Below are 19,658 nucleotides of genomic sequence, written 5' to 3'. Positions count from 1 at the left end.
GGGGTTTCAACCCCTGCCGGACTCAGGGCTTAGCGTTAAAAGCCGGCCCTCGAATTTACCTATTTAACCTTGCAGCTTACCGCCCAGATTGTCTCGGCGGTGTACCCTCAGCCCGCTTCCGACGGATCAGGACGCTCATCACCTGCTTCGGATTCGCCGCACGCTGTACGGGACTCCAATCGCCCACTTCTGCAAATCCCAGCCGGTACAAAGTGAGTATGGTTTCCCGGACACCCTTGGGCGAACCGACAACCGTTAACAGCACCACTTCCTGTTCGCATACTGCTGCTGAGTCGTCATTTGGGCGCTCAAATTTGTTGTCGTCAGGCACGAATTCCTGTGACATAATATGTTCTCCTGGTTTTGGGTTTTCTAGAAAAACCCAAAAACCCAGCCGCCCCGCATTTCAACACATAGCAGGGCGGCTACAGAGGATGTTAAGATACTCCGTTAGCCTCCAGACTGCTAGTCCCAGTTTGGCGGTTATGCTGTCCATTGCTGCTACCAACAGCTTTGGGCAGTGCAACTAGATTTTTGGGTGACGCGGGCTGCCTCCTCTACAAGCAAGCAACCTCTCACTTCAAAGCGTAGCCGCAGAGGGGGCCAGCCGTCAACCGATTTTAGATTTTAGATTTTGGATGTTAGATTTTGGATTTACTCGTTACCAGCGTCAGCGGCTGGAAACCAGTTAGTTGAGCCGAAATGCTAAATTAAAAGTAATGTTGCTTTAGTAAAACCATGTCCAAACGACTCACCATTGCCCAAGCACAGCAGCAGCTTCCAAACCTACCCCAAGAACTTATCAATGAGCCTATCATCATCACTCAAGATGGTGTTCCCGTTATGGCTGCAATCAGCTACACGCATTTGACTGAACTGTTAGAAACCTTAGATATTCTCACCGATACAGAATTCGTTACCAAATTGCGCCAAAGCATCACCCAAGCCAGCCAAGGCGAAACTATTTCCTGGGAAAATGCCAAAGCAAAATTGGGACTATGAATCACGAAGAAAATGCGATCGAATATGAGATCCAGCTTACGCCACTGGCACTGGAAATGTTGGAGGCAGTCAAAGATCGACGAGAACAGGAAAAATTGCGCGATCGCATCGATCAACTAAAAGTTGAACCACAAAAGCAAGGCAAAGCCCTTGTAGATAACCTATCAGGATTTCGCAGCATCCGAGCTGTTGGACAGCGCTATCGTATAGTTTATCAAGTCGAACAAGATCGAGTTCTAGTTGTTGTCGTGGGACTAGGGAGACGTAAAGATGGTGACAAAAAAGACATTTACACCATCTTAGAAAAACTGTTAGATCCGTGATTGTAACTTCTTATATCCTGCCTATTTAAGCCGAATAAATATCATTTGTATGGACACAACAGTGTTGTGTCCTTTGCCTGCGGTAATCTCACTCCTCGCTAACAGCCAAACCAGAAACCACAGGGGCGATCGCATTTAACTTCAAAACAGGGTGCTCCCCTTCCACCTGCCGACAATTCCACTCATTTCTAAACAGCAAAACCGGCCTTCCCCAAGTATCTTTCACCGTCACCGTATTAAACAGCCGCCCAACTTTTTCCAGTGCCTCCCAACCGCCGTCAACCCAGCGAGCTACACTGTAAGGCAACATATCGATCGTCGTTTCCACATTATATTCCGACTGCATTCTGAACTGCACCACCTCAAATTGCAACTGTCCGACAGCCGCCAAAATTGGCTCGCGTTTCGCCTCATCAACCGAGTACATAATTTGCACTGCGCCTTCTTCCTGCAACTCAGAAACGCCTTTGCGGAATTGCTTAAACTTAGAAGGATTGGGATTTCTCAAAAAAGCAAAAAGTTCGGGAGAAAAACAGGGAATCCCTTCATATTCCAGTTTTTGACCTGTGTAAATAGTATCGCCGATCGCAAATACTCCCGGATTGTTCAAACCGATCACATCGCCCGGATACGCAACCTCGATCGACTCGCGATCCTGAGCAAATAACTTTTGAGGTCTTGACAAACGCACCGTTTTACCGCTGCGAGCGTGAGTCACGTTCATGTCCTTTTCAAACTTGCCCGTACAAACCCGAATAAACGCCACCCGATCGCGGTGTCTCGGATCCATATTCGCTTGCAATTTAAACACAAACCCGGTAAAATCTTCATAAGTTGGCGGCAAGTCTCCGGCGGTGCTCTTGCGGGCGATCGGCTTCATAGCGTAATCTAAAAACGCATCTAAAAACAGTTCGACCCCAAAATTGCTCATGGCGCTGCCAAAGAAAACAGGCGTCATTTTTCCAGCCCGAACCGAGTCTAAATCCAGTTCAGTGCCTAACTCATCCAGCAGTTCTAACTCTTCTTTGAGCTGATAGTAAAGGTCTTGTTCCAACAAATCTTCAATGCGCGGGTCGCCCAATTCGATGACAGTATCAACAGCAGCCTGAGAACCGTGTTTAGTCCGCTCGAATAAGTGAATTTTGCGCCCTCTGCGATCGAAAACACCTTTAAAGCGATCGCCCGTACCTATCGGCCAATTTACCGGATAAGTCTGCAACCCCAATTCCTTCTCAATTTCGTCCAACAAATCCAAAGGTTCTCTGCTAGGGCGATCGAGCTTATTAAAGAAAGTAAAAATAGGCAAACTTCGCAGCTTACAAACTTCAAATAACTTCCGAGTTTGCGGTTCCAAACCCTTAGCAGCATCCTCAAGCATAACTGCATTGTCAGCCGCCGCCAAAGTTCGATAAGTATCTTCGCTAAAATCTTGGTGTCCCGGAGTATCGAGCAGATTAATGTGATATTTTTTATACTCAAACTGCAAAACAGTAGAAGTAATAGAAATTCCCCGCTGCTGTTCCATCGCCATCCAGTCAGAGGTAGCGTGTCGCTGGGCCCGCCGCGCTTTCACAGAACCTGCTTCGTGAATTGCACCTCCGTACAGCAGCAGCTTTTCTGTCAAAGTAGTTTTACCCGCGTCGGGGTGCGAGATAATAGCAAAGTTGCGCCGGCGCTCAACAGCAGTTAGCAGTTCAGTTTCGAGTTCTGTTGTCATCACAAATTAGGTAGGGGAATCATCACCCGATCGCCATTATAGCCTGTGCTACAGTTGCTATTAAAGGTAAAATTATCACTAAAGTCAAGGAAGAAAACTAATATGTACGACTCCGACAAGCGGAAGCTGCTATCACTGGTGTGCCACGGGGCGATTTTTTTCAGTACGTTACTGTTCTCGATCGGTGCTCCGATCGCTGTATTGTTAGTATCAGATGACCCCGTTGTCAAAGAAAACGCCACAGAAGCCATCAATTTTCACCTTAATGTATGGGTGTACAGCACCGTGATTGTGGTGTTAACTGTCGTCACTTTCGGTCTTGCTGGTTTTATCTTAGTGCCCCTAGGTTATCTGCTGCACTGGGGACTGACAATAATGGCTATCCTCCACGTTTTGCAAAATCCTAACCAACCTTACCGCTACCCTTTTATTTTCCGAATAGTTTAGACAGCAAATCGCGCTTCACCATTGATTTCTACAACCCGATTTCTTTAAGAAGAAACCGGGTTTTTAATTGTTTTCTAACTCACAATGGTGCAACATCTCTGTTTAAACTTACATCTTGCACTATTTTCAAGAACAGGCAAGATGCCTGTTCCACAAGAGATGAATTTTATTGTGGAACAGGAAGCTTGTTTGTTCCTAAACAAGTAATTAAAATGGTGCAACATCTCTGTTTAAATGAATGTGGGTAGCTCGGTAAGTGATGCCGAACCGTCATCTGCCTAAAATCGCAATGGTGTCTTCCCCCTATTGCAGGGCTGTTGCTGAGGCTAAGTTCATCTTCAGTTGATGCCGCTTCCCAAACTATGCTACCGCCTTTGGGTTATTTCGCGGAGTTAGGGCGGATGTTCGATCGCTCGGAACCATCGTTTTTGCTTTAGCTGTGCTATTTTTGCATCTGGCGATCGTTTTAGGAAAATGTTCGACCAATTCTATCTCTACCAGGAGTCTTAAAACTTAATACAATATTTTTCCAATAAAAATCCCGCTCTTGTGGAACGGGAAAGCCATCAGGGTGCATCTATATATATGTCAGTATAACTCATAGGGGGTATAACCCCTCGTAGCTTTATCGAATCTTTACAATCACAAAATTTTTGTAAAGATTGAGGTTTTTATTTGACTGAACAGCCGTTTTATGAAATTAAAATGGAAAATGCTGACATTTATAAAATCAAGTGAGTTTCCTCTGAATAATCAAAACTTTAAGCTCCTTTACCATGCTTCGGCAAATGGTGGAGCAAATACCATAAGATGGCTACATTTGTGATAAATACCGCTAACTTAAGTACCGTGACCCCGTGAACTAATTCATATATTTCAGGGGGTATACTGATGCTTACCAGCACTAAAACTAAAATTGTTGCCCAGTCTTTTTCTTACCACAAACCAACTGCTTCAACAGCAGTTAAAACTGCATAAAGTGCTGCAATAAGTCCGCTAAGCAGTAAGTTTTTTGGCTTGAAAATTAGAAGTTTGTCTAAGATGAATTCAAGGATTTTTAGTTTGCTTTATAACAAATAAGATTGCTAAAATTTTTCTAAGGCTTGATGATTTTTTAATGCAAAAAGCAAAGCAATCGAAGTTACTGTCAAGAGCGAAGCCACAAATGTTTTGTAAAAGACAATTGCGATTAAAACAGGAGCGTGATGTTTCTTCACGTTAATTCTCGAAATATCAATAATGGGCGATCGCCTGGTTAGGCTGTTTAGGATTGAAAACTTAAATTTTAGTAAAGTGCGTCAGCAATTAGCTAATCAAGTAGAGAAAAAATAACCCCTGCTGACGCACCTTACTAAGCTTGAGGATAACGTTCTGCTAAGAAAGAGATAGCAGCAGCCCGATCGCCCAAATAGCCATCCAACCTCGCCGCCAATAAATCATCCAACATTCGTTTAAACCCAGGCCCCGGCTTATAACCCAAAGCCTTCAAATCGTTGCCATTTAAAGGCGGCTCAACATTCGCCCATTTGGTGAGATATTCCCAAATTTGGCGGCGTGCACTTCGCGGACTTTGTAGGGCGATCGCAATTAACACCGGCAACTCATAATTTCTCAACAGCAGCACCAATTGACTCGGCAACTCGCACTTAGGCAAATTCTCTGCTAACTCGTTCTTTCCAGCTTCTAAAACTTCCAGCCGTTTAAGGCTGTCAGCGGGTAACTGAAGATTTGCAGCCACCTTGCCGCGATATTCCGGTGCTAAATAAGCTATCAAAACTTCCAGCCGCATCTGCCAATCGGGAATATTGATAATGGGGAATGGGGAATTGGGCATCGGGAATTGGGCATCGGGAATTGGGAATTGGGAATTGGGGATAGTTTGTTCCTTCTTTCCTCTTCCTTCTTTCTTTTTCCCTCTTCCCTCCTCCTTCTTCCTGACCTCCTTTACATCCGTTACATCCGTTACATAATCCGTTGCCGAACCTTTCTTCCTTCTTCCTTGCAAACACCGATCGAGCAAACGCAGTTGCCGCCACAACTCCCGATCCAACTCCAAACTAGGATGAATGCAGCGCAAAGCCTGCAAATCTCCCAGCATTTGCAAAGCAACTTTCCAGTAAGGAGCTTGCAAAATGTATTTCAATTCGCTTTTCAGTCGAGTTTCCAAAGCCGGAGCTCGGCCGTTTTCCCCCTGAATTCGGTAATAAATCCCGCTGGCCAAAGCGTTGCGGATGTATCCTTCCGTCTGTGGCTCAATTTCAAATCCCAACCGCACCGCAAACCGCACAGCGCGATAAATTCGCGTCGGATCTTCGATAAAACTGTTGGCGTGCAAAACTCGAATTTGCTTCGATTCCAAGTCCAGCAAACCGCAAAAAAAGTCTAACAATTCGCCACTGCGAGGAACACCCAACCGCACAGCCAGCGCATTAATTGTAAAATCCCTGCGGTACAAATCTTGGCGAATTGAACTCGCTTCAACTTCAGGATTTGCAGCCGGATAAGGGTAAAATTCAGTGCGAGCCGTAGCGATATCCACCCACAGCGAGCCAAAAGCAGAGTCTTTGTGCCACAAAAGCGCGGCGGTTTGAAATTGACCGTGAACGTCCAAACGCGATTCGGGGTAAAGTTTTTGCAGCGAGGAAGCTAACTCGACACCAGCACCGGAATCATCTGAACCGCACTTTCCATCCACAACCAAATCGATATCTGTTAGCGCCAGTGTATCATCCGTGGCTAAGAGTAAATCCCGGACTGCTCCACCCACAATATAAAGTTGCCAGCCGCGATTTTGGGCAATATTGGCCGCGATCGACAATAATTGCCATAATTCGGGACTGATGCGCGATCGCAACAACTGCTCAACAGATTCGGGCACGGCACAATAAGACAATTCTGCATTGCTTCCCCTGTCTCGCGCTTTTTGCTGGTGCAATTCCCGCAACACATCAGTCCGAGTCACAATTCCCACCAGTTGACCGTTTTCCAAAACTGGCAAGCGGCCGATATCGTATGTCACCATTAAAGATTCAATTTCCGGCAGCAAGGTATCTGGAGCGATCGTTTTTAGCTGCGGAGTCATGTAACCCTTCACCGGGGCGTGACTGAAACCGTGGTGCAGGGCAATGTCAATGTCGCGCCGCGAGATAATGCCAGCCAGTCGATCGCCCGCATCGACCACAGAAAGCCCCGAATGTCCGTAACGTAGGAGTATACGGTGAGCTTCCCCCACCGAAGTTTCCGGGCGAATACTCCGCACTGGAGACGACATTAATTCGCGGGCTGTCGGAGGGTGGGGAATTTGAGTTTTGAGTTCGTCAGCTAACTGATTTAAAGTCAGCAGGGGGTCAACATCGCGGGTGGCGAGGGAAGCGGCGCGGGCGTGGCCTCCGCCGCCGAAGGGTTTGAACAATTCGCTGAGGTTTGTTCCTTCGATGCGCGATCGACCGATAATAGTTAATCGATTGGAAACTGGCGATTCGGGAGCGATGTTGCGGTTGTTTTCGTTTTCGCCAAATTTATAAACATTACCTAACAGCAGAGCATCGGTTTCAGTTAAATCGAGCAAGCGAGAAGCCAGGGAAGAAAGCCCCGGAACGTAAGCTTCAGTAGATAGCAGCACCCAGGCTATGCTGTAACCGTGCAAAGTTTCCGATCGCAAATTATTCAGCGCTTCTCTCAGCAAATCTTGCAATTGAGGAGACAAACCGGGTTCTACATATTCAGCGATTACCCCCAAACTCGCTCCTTGTTCCATCAACCACGCCAAAGCTATTGCATCTCGCGCAGTTGCGCCCTCAAAGGTGAGGGAACCTGTATCGACGTGGATGCCGAGGGCCATGACTGTTGCTTCCGAAGGCAGCAGGCGGAATGGTGTGTCGCTGTTTTCTGCTTGATTTTTGAGCTTTTCGACAATTAATGTCGTGCTGGCTCCGACTGCTTCGATCTGCGTAACAGTAGCGGGAATGTCTAAATCGGCCTGTAGGTGATGGTCGAAAACAGCAATTTCGCTCACTTGTGGCAAATCCAGCCACTCGGCGGCTTTTCCCAAACGATCGCGCTGGGAGGCATCAACTATAGTAATCGATCGAATGCGTTGCGGATTGACCGATCGGCGTTCAATCAGCGGGTACTCGTCGCGGTGTAGCGCCAAAAAATCCCGCACTGTCGGATGACACCCGCCCGTCAATACGATCCTGCTACCGGGGCGCAGCACGCAAAGTCCCACCGCCGCCCCCAAGGCGTCAAAATCTGCTGTTGTGTGGCACAAAACTAAGTCCATAGCCGAAAATCCCGCATCTCTAACTCAAACAGTAGCAATTTCTCGCCCTCGGAAACCGGATGTGTCGATCGGGCTTTAACTTAACCTTTCCAGTTTTCTGTCATGTAGCGAACAATGATAAAATTGATCGAAATCTCAAGAGCCGCTGACGCCTGTTCGCGCAACGCCCGAATTTGCCTGGGTTCTTTCGTATCAATCAACCGACAATTTCTCGATCGACTATCGGGAAACTGTCAAAAACTAGAATTTGGAAGATTTTTTTCGGTTCTGGGAAACTATTTCCGATCAACGCACGGTTATATCGAAAGGAGAAAAGATGTTATCAATTCTGTTTCAAGTGGTTTTACTGGGTCTGGTACTGCTGTCTTTTGTGATGGTCGTTGGCGTGCCAGTTGCTTATGCCTCTCCCCAAAACTGGAATCAGTCTAAATCCCTGATTTATGTCGGGTCCGGTCTCTGGTTTTTGCTGGTTATTGCAGTGGGTGTATTGAACTTTTTAGTCGTTTAATTTCACCCAACTCTCTCGAAGAAAGAAGGTAAAAGATAGAAGGCTGAAGGCATTTACCAGCGATTGAAAGGCATTCGGCAGAAGCTAGGAATTTTCCAGACCGCGCGACCCTGTATGTTTTTGCACTTGAGATTCAGATGAGATGCTGCTGCTTTCTGACTTTTGCCTTCTCACAAACAAAAATCTAAAATCTAAAACCTAAAATCTAAACTAGAGCACTATGACTGTTTTCGAGGGAACTTTTACTCACACCGAATCTTTGCGATTTGCTATAGTCATCGGTCGTTTTAACGATTTGGTGGTTAACAAACTTTTGGAGGGATGTCAAGATTGTTTGAAACGCCACGGGGTTGATATTAATCCTCATGGCTCTCAAGTGGACTTTTTTTGGGTACCAGGAAGTTTTGAGATTCCTTTGGTGGCACGCCAAGCTGCTCTTTCTCACCGCTACGATGCGGTAATTTGTCTGGGTGCGGTAATTCGGGGCCAAACTCCTCATTTCGATTTTGTGGCTGGTGAGGTTGCTAAGGGAATTGCTGCTGCTGCTTTTCAGACAGGAGTGCCGGTGATTTTTGGGGTGGTGACGACTGACACGATGCAGCAAGCTTTGGAAAGGGCTGGAATTAAAAGCAATTTGGGCTGGAATTATGCGATGAGTGCTTTGGAAATGGGCACTTTGATGCGCCAAGTTAAGGGTTTGGGCGCACACTCTTATGGTCACTTAGCTAGTGGATCTGCTGCTCAAGTGCTTTCGGGTGAAGCAAATCTGGCGATCGCCCCTGATGTATCGTCGGATCAAATCCCCACGTAAGTTGGGCTAGCAGTATTTTTTAGGTGAAAAGCATCAAGATTTGCATCGGGAAAAATCTTCAAACTCTTGTGGGGTGGTGATTATGCCCGCCCCCAAGGTAAAAGTTCCACTGGTCGCAGCCGATCGACAAATTAGACCAATATCTTGCCAATTGGCAATGAGTGTGATATCATAAAATGTTCTTAGAAATAGCGCAACACTAACTATTACTGCATGGCAACGAAGCCAACGATCGCATTTACTCACCTCGGCTGCGAAAAAAATCGCATCGATACCGAACACATGATTGGCTTGCTGGCTCAAGCGGGCTATCAAGTGGATTCTAATGAAGAATTAGCTGATTATGTTGTAGTCAATACTTGTAGTTTTATCCAAGCTGCGCGAGAAGAGTCGGTCCGCACCTTGGTAGAATTGGCCGAAGCTAATAAAAAAGTAGTCATCACCGGCTGCATGGCACAGCATTTTCAGCAGGAATTGCTGGACGAATTGCCCGAAGCAGTCGCAATTGTCGGCACTGGCGACTATCACAAAATAGTCAATGTTATGCAGCAGGTGGAAAAGGGCGATCGAGTTTCCCTCGTCTCTTCAGAACCTACTTACATCGCTGACGAAACTACTCCCCGCTACCGCACCACATCGGAAGGTGTCGCGTATCTGCGAATAGCAGAAGGCTGTGACTACCGCTGTGCATTTTGCATTATTCCGCACTTACGCGGAAATCAACGATCGCGGACGATCGAATCTATCGTCGCCGAAGCTAAGCAATTAGCCTCCGAAGGGGTAAAGGAAATTATCTTAATTTCTCAAATTACCACCAACTACGGCAAAGATATTTATGGCGAACCGAAACTAGCCGAACTACTGCGCGCTTTGGGCGAAGTAGATGTACCTTGGATTCGGATGCACTACGCCTATCCTACAGGTTTGACTCCGCAAGTTGTCGCAGCCATCCGCGAAACACCAAACGTTTTGCCGTATTTGGATTTACCCCTGCAACACTCGCACCCGGAAATTCTGCGGGCGATGAATCGGCCTTTTCAAGCTGGGATCAATGATGCCATAGTCGATCGGCTCAAAGCAGCACTTCCCGGCGCCGTGATGCGGACAACTTTTATTGTCGGCTTCCCCGGCGAAACCGACGAACACGCAGCACACTTGCTGGAATTTGTCAAGCGCCACGAATTCGATCACGTAGGAGTTTTTGTATTTTCGCCAGAAGAAGGAACCCCAGCCTTCAGCTTGCCCCAGCAAATACCTGCAGAAATAATGGAAATGCGGCGCAATTCGGTAATGGCGGCACAACAACCTATATCATTGAAGAAGAATCAAGAGTCTGTCGGTCAGGTAGTTGATGTCCTGATAGAACAAGAACAACCAGAGACAGGCGAGTTGATTGGTAGATCCGCTCGGTTTTCCCCAGAAGTAGATGGACTCGTCTACGTCACAGGAGAAGCGCGGCTGGGTTCAATCGTATCTGTGAAAATTACTGGTGCAGATGTCTACGACCTCTACGGTCAAGTGTAAGTATTGCTGGAACTGTCGCGATCGGCGGTGTGGCGAACAAAAACCGGACACGAGCCAAAAATGATTAGCGGATTGTGCAGCAAAAGTAACGGTTAGTACACAATTGTGCAAAGATATGTAGCAAAGGGGTTCTAAACTTTTTTAGCCCCTATCTGGCAATCGACCCTCCCCGTCGGAGTGCGGTAATCTCTACAGAACATCGGAAAATTTTAACGAATTTAATGTTTTGTTTCTGAATGTAAAGAGTTATGATGATAACAAGCCAGAAATAAGCGGGGATAATTTGAGATTGCTTCGCCGTCCGCCCTACACCACAACGGTATCCCGAAAGAGTGTTGAGATGGATAGGCGGTAACGGTCGCCCCATCCCCCGCTCAATCCCGCAGGCGACGGATTGCGGGATAGCGCCTGAACCAAACAACCTGTTACTACATGAGTAGTGAAGTGGGGCTGGTCATGATCCTCACTATAAAATGCCTAAGAGGGAAAGCTTGCAAGTACCTCAAAGGAAGTCCAATGTCCTGTTTTAAGAATGTTGGAAGCCTATAACCCGACCCCTGGCGGTTGGTATCGGTGATGTCACAAAATCAAAGACGGCTGTCGAATTGGTAAATTTAGTCACCATCGACGGAGCTGCCCTATACTCGATTGCTATTTAAGAAGGTGCGCGCAGGCGCAGCACCATAAAGAACTCTTATGAGTTCCTGCCCTAGAGCAGAAATCCGCATCCGAGTTGGGCAACTTAGAAGGCTAAGACTCGTTATTAGGAGCATTAATGAATTTATTGTTTGAAGGCTTAGGTCTTTCGGAAGAACTCGTTCTCCATCTGGAAACACTAGGCTTTACAGAACCTACTCCCATCCAAGTACAAGCAATTCCACACTTGCTAGCAGGTCGCGACGTTGTGGGTCAAGCCCAAACAGGGACAGGCAAAACGGCAGCATTCTCGTTGCCCATCTTGGAGCGGATTGATTTAGATGTAACTGCGGTGCAAGCATTGGTGCTGACGCCGACTCGCGAATTGGCGATGCAAGTAACTGAAGCCATCCGTGATTTGAGCGGCATCAGCAGCGACGGCCCGGTAAAAGTGGGTCGCTCTCTGCAAGTTCTGACAGTGTACGGCGGTCAATCGATCGATCGTCAAATGCAGCGTTTGAAGCGCGGCGTGCACGTCGTTGTCGGTACACCCGGACGCATATTGGATATGCTCAGCCGTGGCAGCCTGAAACTAGACAAGGTAAAATGGCTGGTTTTGGATGAAGCTGACGAAATGCTGAGCATGGGCTTTATCCAAGATGTGGAAAAAATCTTGGATGCTGCACCAAAAGAACGTCAAACGGCATTTTTCTCGGCGACGATGGAAGCTTCCATTCGCAAATTGGTGGCGCGGCATTTGCGTAACCCAGTCAACGTCACCGTAGAACAGCCAAAAGCAACGCCAAAGCGCATCAGCCAAGGCGTGTACATGATTCCCCGTGGCTGGTCGAAGGCAAGAGCCCTACAGCCAATTTTAGAAATGGAAGACCCGGAATCTGCACTGATTTTTGTGCGGACTCGGCAGTCGGCGGCAGAACTCACCAGCCAACTGCAAGCAGCAGGTCACAGCGTTGATGAGTATCACGGTAATTTGAATCAGGCACAGCGGGAACGCTTGCTGCATCGGTTCCGCCAATGTCAGGTGCGCTGGGTAGTGGCGACTGATATTGCGGCGCGGGGTTTGGACGTGGATCACTTGACTCACGTGATTAACTACGATTTGCCCGACAGTGTGGAAAGCTATGTTCACCGGATCGGACGCACGGGCCGGGCTGGTCGCGAAGGAACGGCGATTACGCTGATTCAACCGGTCGATCGTCGCAAACTGCGCTTGATTGAACGCCACGTGCGATCGAGCTTGACGGTGCGAAACATTCCGACACGGGCGCAAATTGAAGCTCGTCAGTTGGAAAAGATGCAGGGTAAAGTTCGCGAAGCTTTGGCTGGCGAACGGATGGCATCTTTCTTGCCTCTGGTATCTCAGTTATCCGAGGAGTACGACTCCCACGCGATCGCCGCTGCTGCTTTGCAAATGGCTTTCGATCAAAGCCGTCCTGCTTGGATGGGCGCTGATTACGCTCAACAAGAAGATCCCCCGATTGGTGCAGAAAACAGCGTCAAGCCAATCTTGATCAAAAAGCGGGCTAAGACTGGTGCACCGAGTAATTCTGTACCAGCGCCGACTTTTTCTGGAGCACCGAGTGCTCCTGTTCCCCAGAACAGCTAATTTGTAGGGTGCACAATGTGCACCTTATTTATAATTTTTGTAGAGATGCGATCGCGATCGCACCTCTACTTTTTTTATGGGTGTGAGACTCTATGGGGAATAAAAATCACAAAAAAGCTCTTCGTTCGTTGAACAAGCGGATTGCAGAACATGAAGAAAAGATTAGACTGGAATATGAGAAGGATTTTCCCGATGAAGGCTTAATCCGGCATTGGGAAAGTGAAATTCGAGCTTTTGAGAAAGGAATTCAGCAAGCTTTAAAACGATTGGGTAAATAAAGATGCAAGTTAGCGATCGGACAATTTCTGTAACTAATTCTACACTGAGAACGTTAATTGATGAATTGGGTACTGAGTGTCAAAATGTGATTACTTTAATCCACCAGCTTCAGTTACCTGATTTGAGCGATCGACAAAAAGGTGAAATTCTAGCAGAGTTCATGAGTGCTGCAATCCATCTCAACGTTCACTGCGGAGAGGATTTTCAGACGCTAGTTGCTGAGGAAATGACAAAATTGTCGGATGAGGATGAAGAGGATTAAGGAGACGCGGGCGATCGCACATTAGGAAAAAGCCCTCCTGTCAACTCACCGAAGAGCTAAAAAACCTTATAAATAAGGGCTAAAATCCTTACTACAAACTTATGAAGCGGGACTTTTGAACTCTTGTTTAATATTTCAGTTTAGCTGCGTACTCACAATAATCTTTTGCACGCGATCGCCCTTAATTTCCCAAATCAAATTAGAAGCCTTTTGGTCATTGCTGTAAGTCAACCGAGTCGCTCCACCCTGAACAGATTGCGACCCATAACCGTAAGTTTTAACAACTTTTTGGCTGTTATCTCCTACCTTCACACCATCAATTGTCACGAACTTGGGCTTGGTAGCAGAAATCAAATAAACTTTGCCCTCCCATGCAGCTACCGTCAATCCTGAGTAGGTTAGCGTGCGAATCTTGCCGCCGATGCCAGGTCCAGCAGGTTTAGTTTCGTCGCGCTGCGGTTTTCCCAACTTGCGTTTTGCCTCTTCTACAGCCATCCCCAACCGAACGCCGCCAATCCCCAGGCGCGAATAGTTCAGCGCGGCCGGCTTTTGTGTCGCACTGAGCATTCTTTCTAGAGTCGCAACAGTTTGATTCATAGCGGGAACAGGACGAACTAAAGCAGCAAATCCTAAGCTCGAAATTGCGAGATTCATCATGATGCCAGCGAGGGCTGTTGTCACAAATATTTTTACCATTTTTTTATAGCTTTATTTGGCAATGTATTCGTGCGATCGCCCGCTCGATCCGGATTGATACTAATAGGACTTACACCCACACTCCTGGACGCACTGCGCTGCTCTGAAACCGATTTTTTTTACCAAAACTACACACAGAAACCCGGTTTTTACCATAAATCTTAGGTTTAACAGTGAGGTTTTCAGCCAGAAACCGGGTTTCTAGGGCAACCTAGGTAAGTCCTGACTAATATTTTTTAAGCTTTGAAAACCGCCAATTTCGGGCGAACCGAATTTGCTTCCGCACAAGCTTGCGTCCGCCTGCCGGGACTAAAAGAAAGAATAAAAGAGGTAAATCAGCGGAAATTGCTGTGATATCCTAACAAAAGCCATATCTCGATAAAATTAGCAATTTAGATGACCGCAACAGATTCTACTAAACACCAAAAATCCAAAGCCCTCAAACCGGGTAGCCGCCGCCCCGCTAAAGAACTTTGCAGCGAGTGCGGTTTGTGCGATACATATTACATTCATTATGTCAAGGAATCTTGTGCTTTCTTAACACAGCATATCGCGGAATTAGAAGAAGAGATTCACGGGCGATCGCGCAATCTCGACAATCCCGACGATTGGTATTTCGGAGTCAGTCAAAACATGATGGCGGCTCGGAAAAAAGAGCCAATTGAGGGTGCTCAGTGGACGGGAATCGTCAGCACAATTGCGATTGAAATGCTCGAAAAAGGAATTGTAGAAGGCGTTGTTTGCGTCCAAAATACCAAAGAAGACCGCTTTCAGCCCATGCCGATTATTGCTAGAAATCGCGAAGAAATTCTGGCAGCAAAAGTCAACAAACCAACTCTCTCTCCCAATCTTTCAGTATTAGAACAAATCGAACAATCAGGGATGAAGCGGCTGTTAGTAATTGGCGTCGGCTGTCAAATTCAAGCCTTGCGAACAGTCGAGAAAAAACTCGGTTTAGAAAAGCTCTACGTTTTGGGAACTCCCTGCGTGGATAATGTCAGCCGCGCGGGCTTGCAGAAATTCCTAGATACGACTAGCAGATCTCCTGAAACAGTGGTTTCTTACGAGTTTATGCAAGACTTTAACGTTCACTTCAAACACGAAGATGGTTCGGAAGAAAAAGTGCCGTTTTTTGGCTTGAATACTAAGGAGTTGAAGGATGTTTTTGCTCCTTCTTGTTTGAGCTGTTTTGATTATGTGAATTCTTTAGCAGATTTAGTTGTGGGCTACATGGGCGCACCCTTTGGCTGGCAGTGGATTGTAGTGCGAAATGACACCGGGCAAGAGATGTTAGACTTGGTAACGGATCAGTTAAATACTCAGCCCGTAATGTCTAAGGGCAACCGAAAAGAAGCCGTTCAGCAAAGCATTCCGGCTTATGAGAAAGGAGTGACATTGCCGATGTGGGCGGCGAAGTTAATGGGAGTTTTTATTGAGAGAATTGGGCCGAAGGGCTTGGAATATGCTCGGTTTTCGATTGATTCTCATTTCACTCGCAATTATCTGTACGTGAAGCGCAATTATCCTGAGAAATTAGAGGATCATGTGCCTGAATATGCTAAGCGGATTGTGGGGCAGTATAAGTTACCAGATGTGTAAACTTGTAGGGTGCGTCAGTCAAATGTTGTTGGATTATTGAAAAAATAACGCTAACTGACGCACCCTACTACTGAAGCATAGCAAAAGATAAAAAATAAATGCTATTGGGAAAAATAGAATTATGGAATCGCAGAACGTTAACTAGACTCGCTATCCTTAGTACGATCTTAATTAGTCTAATTAGTGGGATATGGTTGAGTATGATTGCAATGCCAGGGAAAAGCTACACCGGGAAAATTCCCCCTTTAACAGCACAGGAAATCTCGCTCCGAGATGCTTTACAGCGCGATGTGGAAAAGCTCTCTGGTGACATCGGAGAGCGCAACTTTATACAATATCAAAAACTTGGAGAAGCTGCTGACTTTCTCGAAGCATCTTTTCAAGCTGCTGGCTATAAAGTTGAACGACAAGGATATAAAATTGAGGATAAATTTTATTATAACATAGAAGTGGAGATTCCAGGGGAAAAAAAGGCAGAGGAAATAGTTGTAATTGGAGCACATTATGATTCTGTGGTGGGGAGTCCGGGGGCAAATGATAACGCAACTGGGGCGGCGGGAGTGCTGGCTTTAGCGAGAATGTTTGCAGGTAAAAAGCCGGAAAAGACTGTGCGTTTTGTTGAGTTTGTGAATGAGGAACCGCCTTTTTTCTGGACTGCTGATATGGGGAGTTTGGTTTATGCCAAAAGATGCAGAGAGCGTAATGAAAAAATTGTTTCGATGCTCAGTTTAGAAACAATTGGTTATTACTCAGATGCCAAAAACAGCCAGAAATATCCAGCACCCTTAAACCTGTTTTATCCTACATCAGGAAATTTTATCGGATTTATTGGCAATACATCCTCAAGTAAACTGGTTAGAGAGGCGATCGCATCTTTCCGCCGCCATGCTGAATTTCCCTCGGAAGGTGCAGCAATTCCGGGTGGCATTCCTGGTGTTGGTTGGTCTGATCAATGGTCTTTTTGGCAACATGGTTATCCAGGGCTGATGGTTACAGATACTGCTCCCTATCGCTATCCTTACTATCACACGGCGCAAGATACACCCGATAAGGTGGATTGGGAACGGACGGCGAAGGTGATAGCTGGATTGGAGAAAGTTGTGGCAGATTTGGTGGGAGTTGATATCAATTAGTTGTGTAGGGTGCCCAGGGGGGAAATATCTCGCTCGGCACAGAATATCAGGCAAATTGACGCACCTATAAATTAGTATAAGTTGCCTGAGTGAGGTGATTAAGAGAGTTTGTAATAAATGTTTTGCAGGGACATGGTAAGCCAGTGTCTTTGTTGTATACCGTTGGGAAAATTAGAGGTAAAAGATTATGACACTTATAGTTGCACAGAAACACATGAAGTTACAAAAGTCGATCGCACTTGCTTGTTGTGCGATCCTAGCATTATCTGGAAATGGAGTGTCGGCGAAGGCTGCAGAAACGCGATCGGGAAACAGCAAACGAACATTTGCTGACTGGTGTCGCCAAAAAACTTCTTTGAGTCCTCAAGCTAAACATACTGTTGAGGTGCTGTTGAAGAAAGCAGGGACTACTGAGTGCGATGCGGCTAATCAGAAACTTTCCAGTCTCACGGAACTCATCCTCTTCAACAATCAAATCAGCGACATCAAACCGCTAGCATCCTTGACTAACCTGACTGAGCTCTACCTCAACGGCACTCAAATCAGCGACATCAAACCCCTAGCATCCTTGACTAACCTGAAGGCTCTCGACCTCTACAACAATCAAATCAGCGACATCAAACCCCTAGCATCCTTGACTAACCTGAAGGCTCTCAACCTCAGCTTCAATCAAGTTAGCGACATAAAACCGCTAGCATCTTTGACTAACCTGACTGTGATCGACCTCACCTTCAATCAAATCAGCGACATTAAATCATTGCAATCCTTGATTAATCTGACTGAGATCGTTCTCACCAAGAATAAAATCAGCGACATCAAACCATTGCAATCCTTGACTAACTTAACTAAACTCTACCTCAGCGAAAATCCTATCAGCTACATTAAACCGCTAGAATCCTTGACGAACCTGAAGGATCTCAACCTCAACAACAATCAAATCAGCGATATCAAACCGCTAGAATCCTTGACTAAACTAAGTTGGCTCGACCTAAGCGGCAATCAAATCAGCGACTTCAAACCGTTAAAATCTTTGACTAACCTGACTCGGCTCAAACTCAACAACAATCAAATCAGCGACATCAAACCGCTAGAATCCTTGACTAACCTGACTGAGCTATACCTCAACGCCACTCAAATCAGCGACATCAAACCGCTAGAATCCTTGACTAACCTGACTAAGCTCGACCTCGGCACCACTCAAATCAGCGACTTCAAACCGTTAAAATCTTTTACTAACCTGACTGTGCTCTACCTCGACAACAATCAAATCAGCGATATCAAACCGCTAGAATCCTTGACTAACCTGACTGTGCTCGGCCTCAGCGCCACTCAAATCAGCGACTTCAAACCGTTAAAATCTTTTACTAACCTGACTTTTCTCTTCCTCGACAACAATCAAATCAGCGACATCAAACCGCTACAATCCTTGACTAACCTGACTTTTCTCGGAGTCAGCAACAATAAAATCAGCGACATTAAACCGCTACAATCCTTGACTAACCTGACTGTGCTCGGAGTCAGCAACAATAAAATCAGCGACATTAAACCGCTACAATCCTTGACTAACCTGAATTTGCTCTCACTCTCCAACAATCAAATCAGCGACATCAAACCGCTAGAATCCTTGAGTAAGTTGACGGGGCTCTACCTCGACAACAATCGAATCAGCGACATCAAACCGCTAGAATCCTTGAGTAAGTTGACGGGGCTCGACCTCGACAACAATCGAATCAGCGACATCAAACCGCTAGAATCCTTGACTAACCTGATCGCGCTCAATCTTAGCGGAAATCCGATCGCTCCCAAAACTTGCCCATTCAAGCCAGAGTCTATCTGTAAGTGGGAACCCCGAAATTAAATGCTTAAACTTTACCGTTTAAGAAATTAGAGGTACAAGATTAGGACACTTATAGTTGCACACAAACACATGAAGTTACAAAAGTCGCTCGCACTTACTTGTTGTGCGATCCTAGCATTATCTGGAAATGGACTGTCTGCGAAGGCTGCTGAAACGCGATCGGGAAACATGAGACGAACATTTGCCGATTGGTGTCGCCAAAAAGCTGATTTGAGTCCTGAAGCTAAACATACTGTTGAGGTGCTGTTGCAGAAAGCAGGGACTACTGAGTGCGCTCTGGCTAATCTGCCACTTTCGAGTCCCACGGCACTCGACCTCAGCAACAATCAAATCAGCGACCTCAAACCGCTAGAATCCTTGACTAACCTGACTTTGCTCTTACTCGACAACAATCAAATTAGCGACCTCAAACCGCTAGCATCCTTGACTAAACTGACAGTGATCAACCTCAGCAACAATCAAATCAGCGACCTCAAACCGCTAGCATCTTTGACTAACCTGACTGATCTCTACCTCCCCAGAAATCAAATCAGGGACATCAAACCGCTAGAATCCTTGACTAACCTGCCTTGGCTCGACCTCAGGAACAATCAAATCAGGGACATCAAACCGCTAGAATCCTTGACTAACCTGACTTTGCTCTTACTCGACAACAATCAAATTAGCGACCTCAAACCGCTAGCATCGTTGACTAACCTGGGTTTGCTCGGCCTCGAAAACAATCAAATCAGCGACATCAAACCGCTCGAATCCTTGACTAACCTGACTTCGCTTGACCTCGATAACAATCAAATCAGGGACATCAAACCGCTAGAATCCTTGACTAACCTGAGTTTGCTCAGCCTCAACGGAAATCCGATCGCTCCCAAAACTTGCCCCCTAAAGCCAGAGTCTATCTGCAATTGGGGATCACTACCTAAACCATAAAACTTTACCGTTTAGGAAATTAGAGGT

At 46.3% G+C, this 19,658-nt stretch carries 17 protein-coding genes and 1 pseudogene; 13 read left to right on the top strand and 5 right to left on the bottom strand.

Features of this window, described 5'->3' with window-relative positions; genetic code table 11:
* Nucleotides 1-76 precede the first annotated feature (76 nt).
* Nucleotides 77-346 (bottom strand): hypothetical protein, encoded by a 270-nt coding sequence (locus QUB25_RS12155; RefSeq protein ID WP_333183500.1) that lies wholly within the window; start codon nt 344-346, stop codon nt 77-79.
* A 392-nt stretch (nt 347-738) separates the two neighbouring features.
* Here QUB25_RS12155 and QUB25_RS12150 point away from each other — a divergent pair, with 392 nt between their 5' ends.
* The gene (locus QUB25_RS12150) at nt 739-1,002 is read left to right on the top strand and encodes a prevent-host-death protein (protein ID WP_333079408.1); all 264 of its coding nucleotides are present in this window, start codon (nt 739-741) and stop codon (nt 1,000-1,002) included.
* Entirely contained in the window at nt 999-1,325 is a 327-nt protein-coding gene (locus tag QUB25_RS12145; protein WP_333104331.1) for a type II toxin-antitoxin system RelE/ParE family toxin, read from the top strand. Before QUB25_RS12150 ends, QUB25_RS12145 begins: the two co-directional genes overlap by 4 nt.
* An 88-nt stretch (nt 1,326-1,413) precedes the next feature.
* Here the strand turns inward: QUB25_RS12145 and prfC are convergent, their stop codons facing one another.
* On the bottom strand, nt 1,414-3,042 hold the full coding sequence (gene prfC, locus QUB25_RS12140) for a peptide chain release factor 3 (RefSeq protein ID WP_333183499.1): 1,629 nt from the start codon (nt 3,040-3,042) through the stop codon (nt 1,414-1,416).
* A 102-nt stretch (nt 3,043-3,144) separates the two neighbouring features.
* Here prfC and QUB25_RS12135 point away from each other — a divergent pair, with 102 nt between their 5' ends.
* Entirely contained in the window at nt 3,145-3,489 is a 345-nt protein-coding gene (locus tag QUB25_RS12135; protein WP_333041435.1) for a DUF4870 domain-containing protein, read from the top strand.
* 761 nt (nt 3,490-4,250) lie between these two features.
* Here QUB25_RS12135 and QUB25_RS12130 read toward each other — a convergent pair.
* Nucleotides 4,251-4,544: pseudogene (locus QUB25_RS12130) on the bottom strand (DUF2127 domain-containing protein).
* A gap of 296 nt (nt 4,545-4,840) precedes the next feature.
* Nucleotides 4,841-7,771: a CBS domain-containing protein gene (locus QUB25_RS12125; protein WP_333183498.1), complete on the bottom strand. Its 2,931-nt coding sequence runs from the start codon at nt 7,769-7,771 to the stop codon at nt 4,841-4,843.
* A 316-nt stretch (nt 7,772-8,087) separates the two neighbouring features.
* On the opposite strand from QUB25_RS12125, the gene psbZ reads away from it, so the two are divergent.
* The 6 genes from psbZ to QUB25_RS12095 all read left to right on the top strand — a co-directional run bounded on the left by psbZ (nt 8,088) and on the right by QUB25_RS12095 (nt 13,418).
* Entirely contained in the window at nt 8,088-8,279 is a 192-nt protein-coding gene (psbZ, locus tag QUB25_RS12120; protein ID WP_190735314.1) for a photosystem II reaction center protein PsbZ, read from the top strand.
* A gap of 220 nt (nt 8,280-8,499) precedes the next feature.
* Nucleotides 8,500-9,090, top strand: coding sequence for a 6,7-dimethyl-8-ribityllumazine synthase (gene ribH, locus QUB25_RS12115; RefSeq protein ID WP_333079415.1), 591 nt, complete (start codon nt 8,500-8,502; stop codon nt 9,088-9,090).
* Between the two features lie 213 nt (nt 9,091-9,303).
* On the top strand, nt 9,304-10,614 hold the full coding sequence (rimO, locus tag QUB25_RS12110; RefSeq protein WP_333059616.1) for a 30S ribosomal protein S12 methylthiotransferase RimO: 1,311 nt from the start codon (nt 9,304-9,306) through the stop codon (nt 10,612-10,614).
* A 775-nt stretch (nt 10,615-11,389) separates the two neighbouring features.
* Nucleotides 11,390-12,877, top strand: coding sequence for a DEAD/DEAH box helicase (locus tag QUB25_RS12105; protein ID WP_333041424.1), 1,488 nt, complete (start codon nt 11,390-11,392; stop codon nt 12,875-12,877).
* Between the two features lie 92 nt (nt 12,878-12,969).
* The gene (locus tag QUB25_RS12100; RefSeq protein ID WP_242725046.1) at nt 12,970-13,155 is read left to right on the top strand and encodes a hypothetical protein; all 186 of its coding nucleotides are present in this window, start codon (nt 12,970-12,972) and stop codon (nt 13,153-13,155) included.
* Nucleotides 13,156-13,157: 2 nt separating this feature from the next.
* The gene (locus QUB25_RS12095; protein ID WP_333041423.1) at nt 13,158-13,418 is read left to right on the top strand and encodes a hypothetical protein; all 261 of its coding nucleotides are present in this window, start codon (nt 13,158-13,160) and stop codon (nt 13,416-13,418) included.
* A 135-nt stretch (nt 13,419-13,553) separates the two neighbouring features.
* Here QUB25_RS12095 and QUB25_RS12090 read toward each other — a convergent pair whose 3' ends face one another.
* Nucleotides 13,554-14,114 (bottom strand): hypothetical protein, encoded by a 561-nt coding sequence (locus QUB25_RS12090; protein ID WP_333183497.1) that lies wholly within the window; start codon nt 14,112-14,114, stop codon nt 13,554-13,556.
* A gap of 396 nt (nt 14,115-14,510) precedes the next feature.
* Between QUB25_RS12090 and QUB25_RS12085 the strand changes: the two genes are divergently transcribed.
* From QUB25_RS12085 to QUB25_RS12070, 4 genes are all read left to right on the top strand, one after another.
* A complete protein-coding gene (locus QUB25_RS12085) occupies nt 14,511-15,713 on the top strand; it encodes a Coenzyme F420 hydrogenase/dehydrogenase, beta subunit C-terminal domain (protein ID WP_333183496.1) in 1,203 nt (400 codons plus the stop codon).
* A gap of 98 nt (nt 15,714-15,811) precedes the next feature.
* Complete coding sequence (locus tag QUB25_RS12080; RefSeq protein WP_333183495.1) at nt 15,812-16,846, top strand: M28 family peptidase; 1,035 nt, start codon at nt 15,812-15,814, stop codon at nt 16,844-16,846.
* A gap of 187 nt (nt 16,847-17,033) precedes the next feature.
* On the top strand, nt 17,034-18,704 hold the full coding sequence (locus tag QUB25_RS12075) for a leucine-rich repeat domain-containing protein (RefSeq protein ID WP_333183494.1): 1,671 nt from the start codon (nt 17,034-17,036) through the stop codon (nt 18,702-18,704).
* 69 nt (nt 18,705-18,773) lie between these two features.
* A complete protein-coding gene (locus QUB25_RS12070) occupies nt 18,774-19,631 on the top strand; it encodes a leucine-rich repeat domain-containing protein (RefSeq protein ID WP_333183493.1) in 858 nt (285 codons plus the stop codon).
* Nucleotides 19,632-19,658: the final 27 nt, after the last annotated feature.

The organism is Microcoleus sp. B3-D7, from assembly GCF_036705305.1.
Classification (GTDB): Bacteria; Cyanobacteriota; Cyanobacteriia; order Cyanobacteriales; family Microcoleaceae; genus Microcoleus.
This window is presented reverse-complemented; position numbering and strand designations above follow the sequence as displayed.

Coding starts and splice junctions, on each gene's coding strand:
- QUB25_RS12155 (WP_333183500.1), bottom strand. CDS start 346: ATGTCACAGGAATTCGTGCCTGACGACAACAAATTTGAGCGCCCAAAT.
- QUB25_RS12150 (WP_333079408.1), top strand. CDS start 739: ATGTCCAAACGACTCACCATTGCCCAAGCACAGCAGCAGCTTCCAAAC.
- QUB25_RS12145 (WP_333104331.1), top strand. CDS start 999: ATGAATCACGAAGAAAATGCGATCGAATATGAGATCCAGCTTACGCCA.
- prfC (WP_333183499.1), bottom strand. CDS start 3,042: ATGACAACAGAACTCGAAACTGAACTGCTAACTGCTGTTGAGCGCCGG.
- QUB25_RS12135 (WP_333041435.1), top strand. CDS start 3,145: ATGTACGACTCCGACAAGCGGAAGCTGCTATCACTGGTGTGCCACGGG.
- QUB25_RS12125 (WP_333183498.1), bottom strand. CDS start 7,771: ATGGACTTAGTTTTGTGCCACACAACAGCAGATTTTGACGCCTTGGGG.
- psbZ (WP_190735314.1), top strand. CDS start 8,088: ATGTTATCAATTCTGTTTCAAGTGGTTTTACTGGGTCTGGTACTGCTG.
- ribH (WP_333079415.1), top strand. CDS start 8,500: ATGACTGTTTTCGAGGGAACTTTTACTCACACCGAATCTTTGCGATTT.
- rimO (WP_333059616.1), top strand. CDS start 9,304: ATGGCAACGAAGCCAACGATCGCATTTACTCACCTCGGCTGCGAAAAA.
- QUB25_RS12105 (WP_333041424.1), top strand. CDS start 11,390: ATGAATTTATTGTTTGAAGGCTTAGGTCTTTCGGAAGAACTCGTTCTC.
- QUB25_RS12100 (WP_242725046.1), top strand. CDS start 12,970: ATGGGGAATAAAAATCACAAAAAAGCTCTTCGTTCGTTGAACAAGCGG.
- QUB25_RS12095 (WP_333041423.1), top strand. CDS start 13,158: ATGCAAGTTAGCGATCGGACAATTTCTGTAACTAATTCTACACTGAGA.
- QUB25_RS12090 (WP_333183497.1), bottom strand. CDS start 14,114: ATGGTAAAAATATTTGTGACAACAGCCCTCGCTGGCATCATGATGAAT.
- QUB25_RS12085 (WP_333183496.1), top strand. CDS start 14,511: ATGACCGCAACAGATTCTACTAAACACCAAAAATCCAAAGCCCTCAAA.
- QUB25_RS12080 (WP_333183495.1), top strand. CDS start 15,812: ATGCTATTGGGAAAAATAGAATTATGGAATCGCAGAACGTTAACTAGA.
- QUB25_RS12075 (WP_333183494.1), top strand. CDS start 17,034: ATGACACTTATAGTTGCACAGAAACACATGAAGTTACAAAAGTCGATC.
- QUB25_RS12070 (WP_333183493.1), top strand. CDS start 18,774: ATGAAGTTACAAAAGTCGCTCGCACTTACTTGTTGTGCGATCCTAGCA.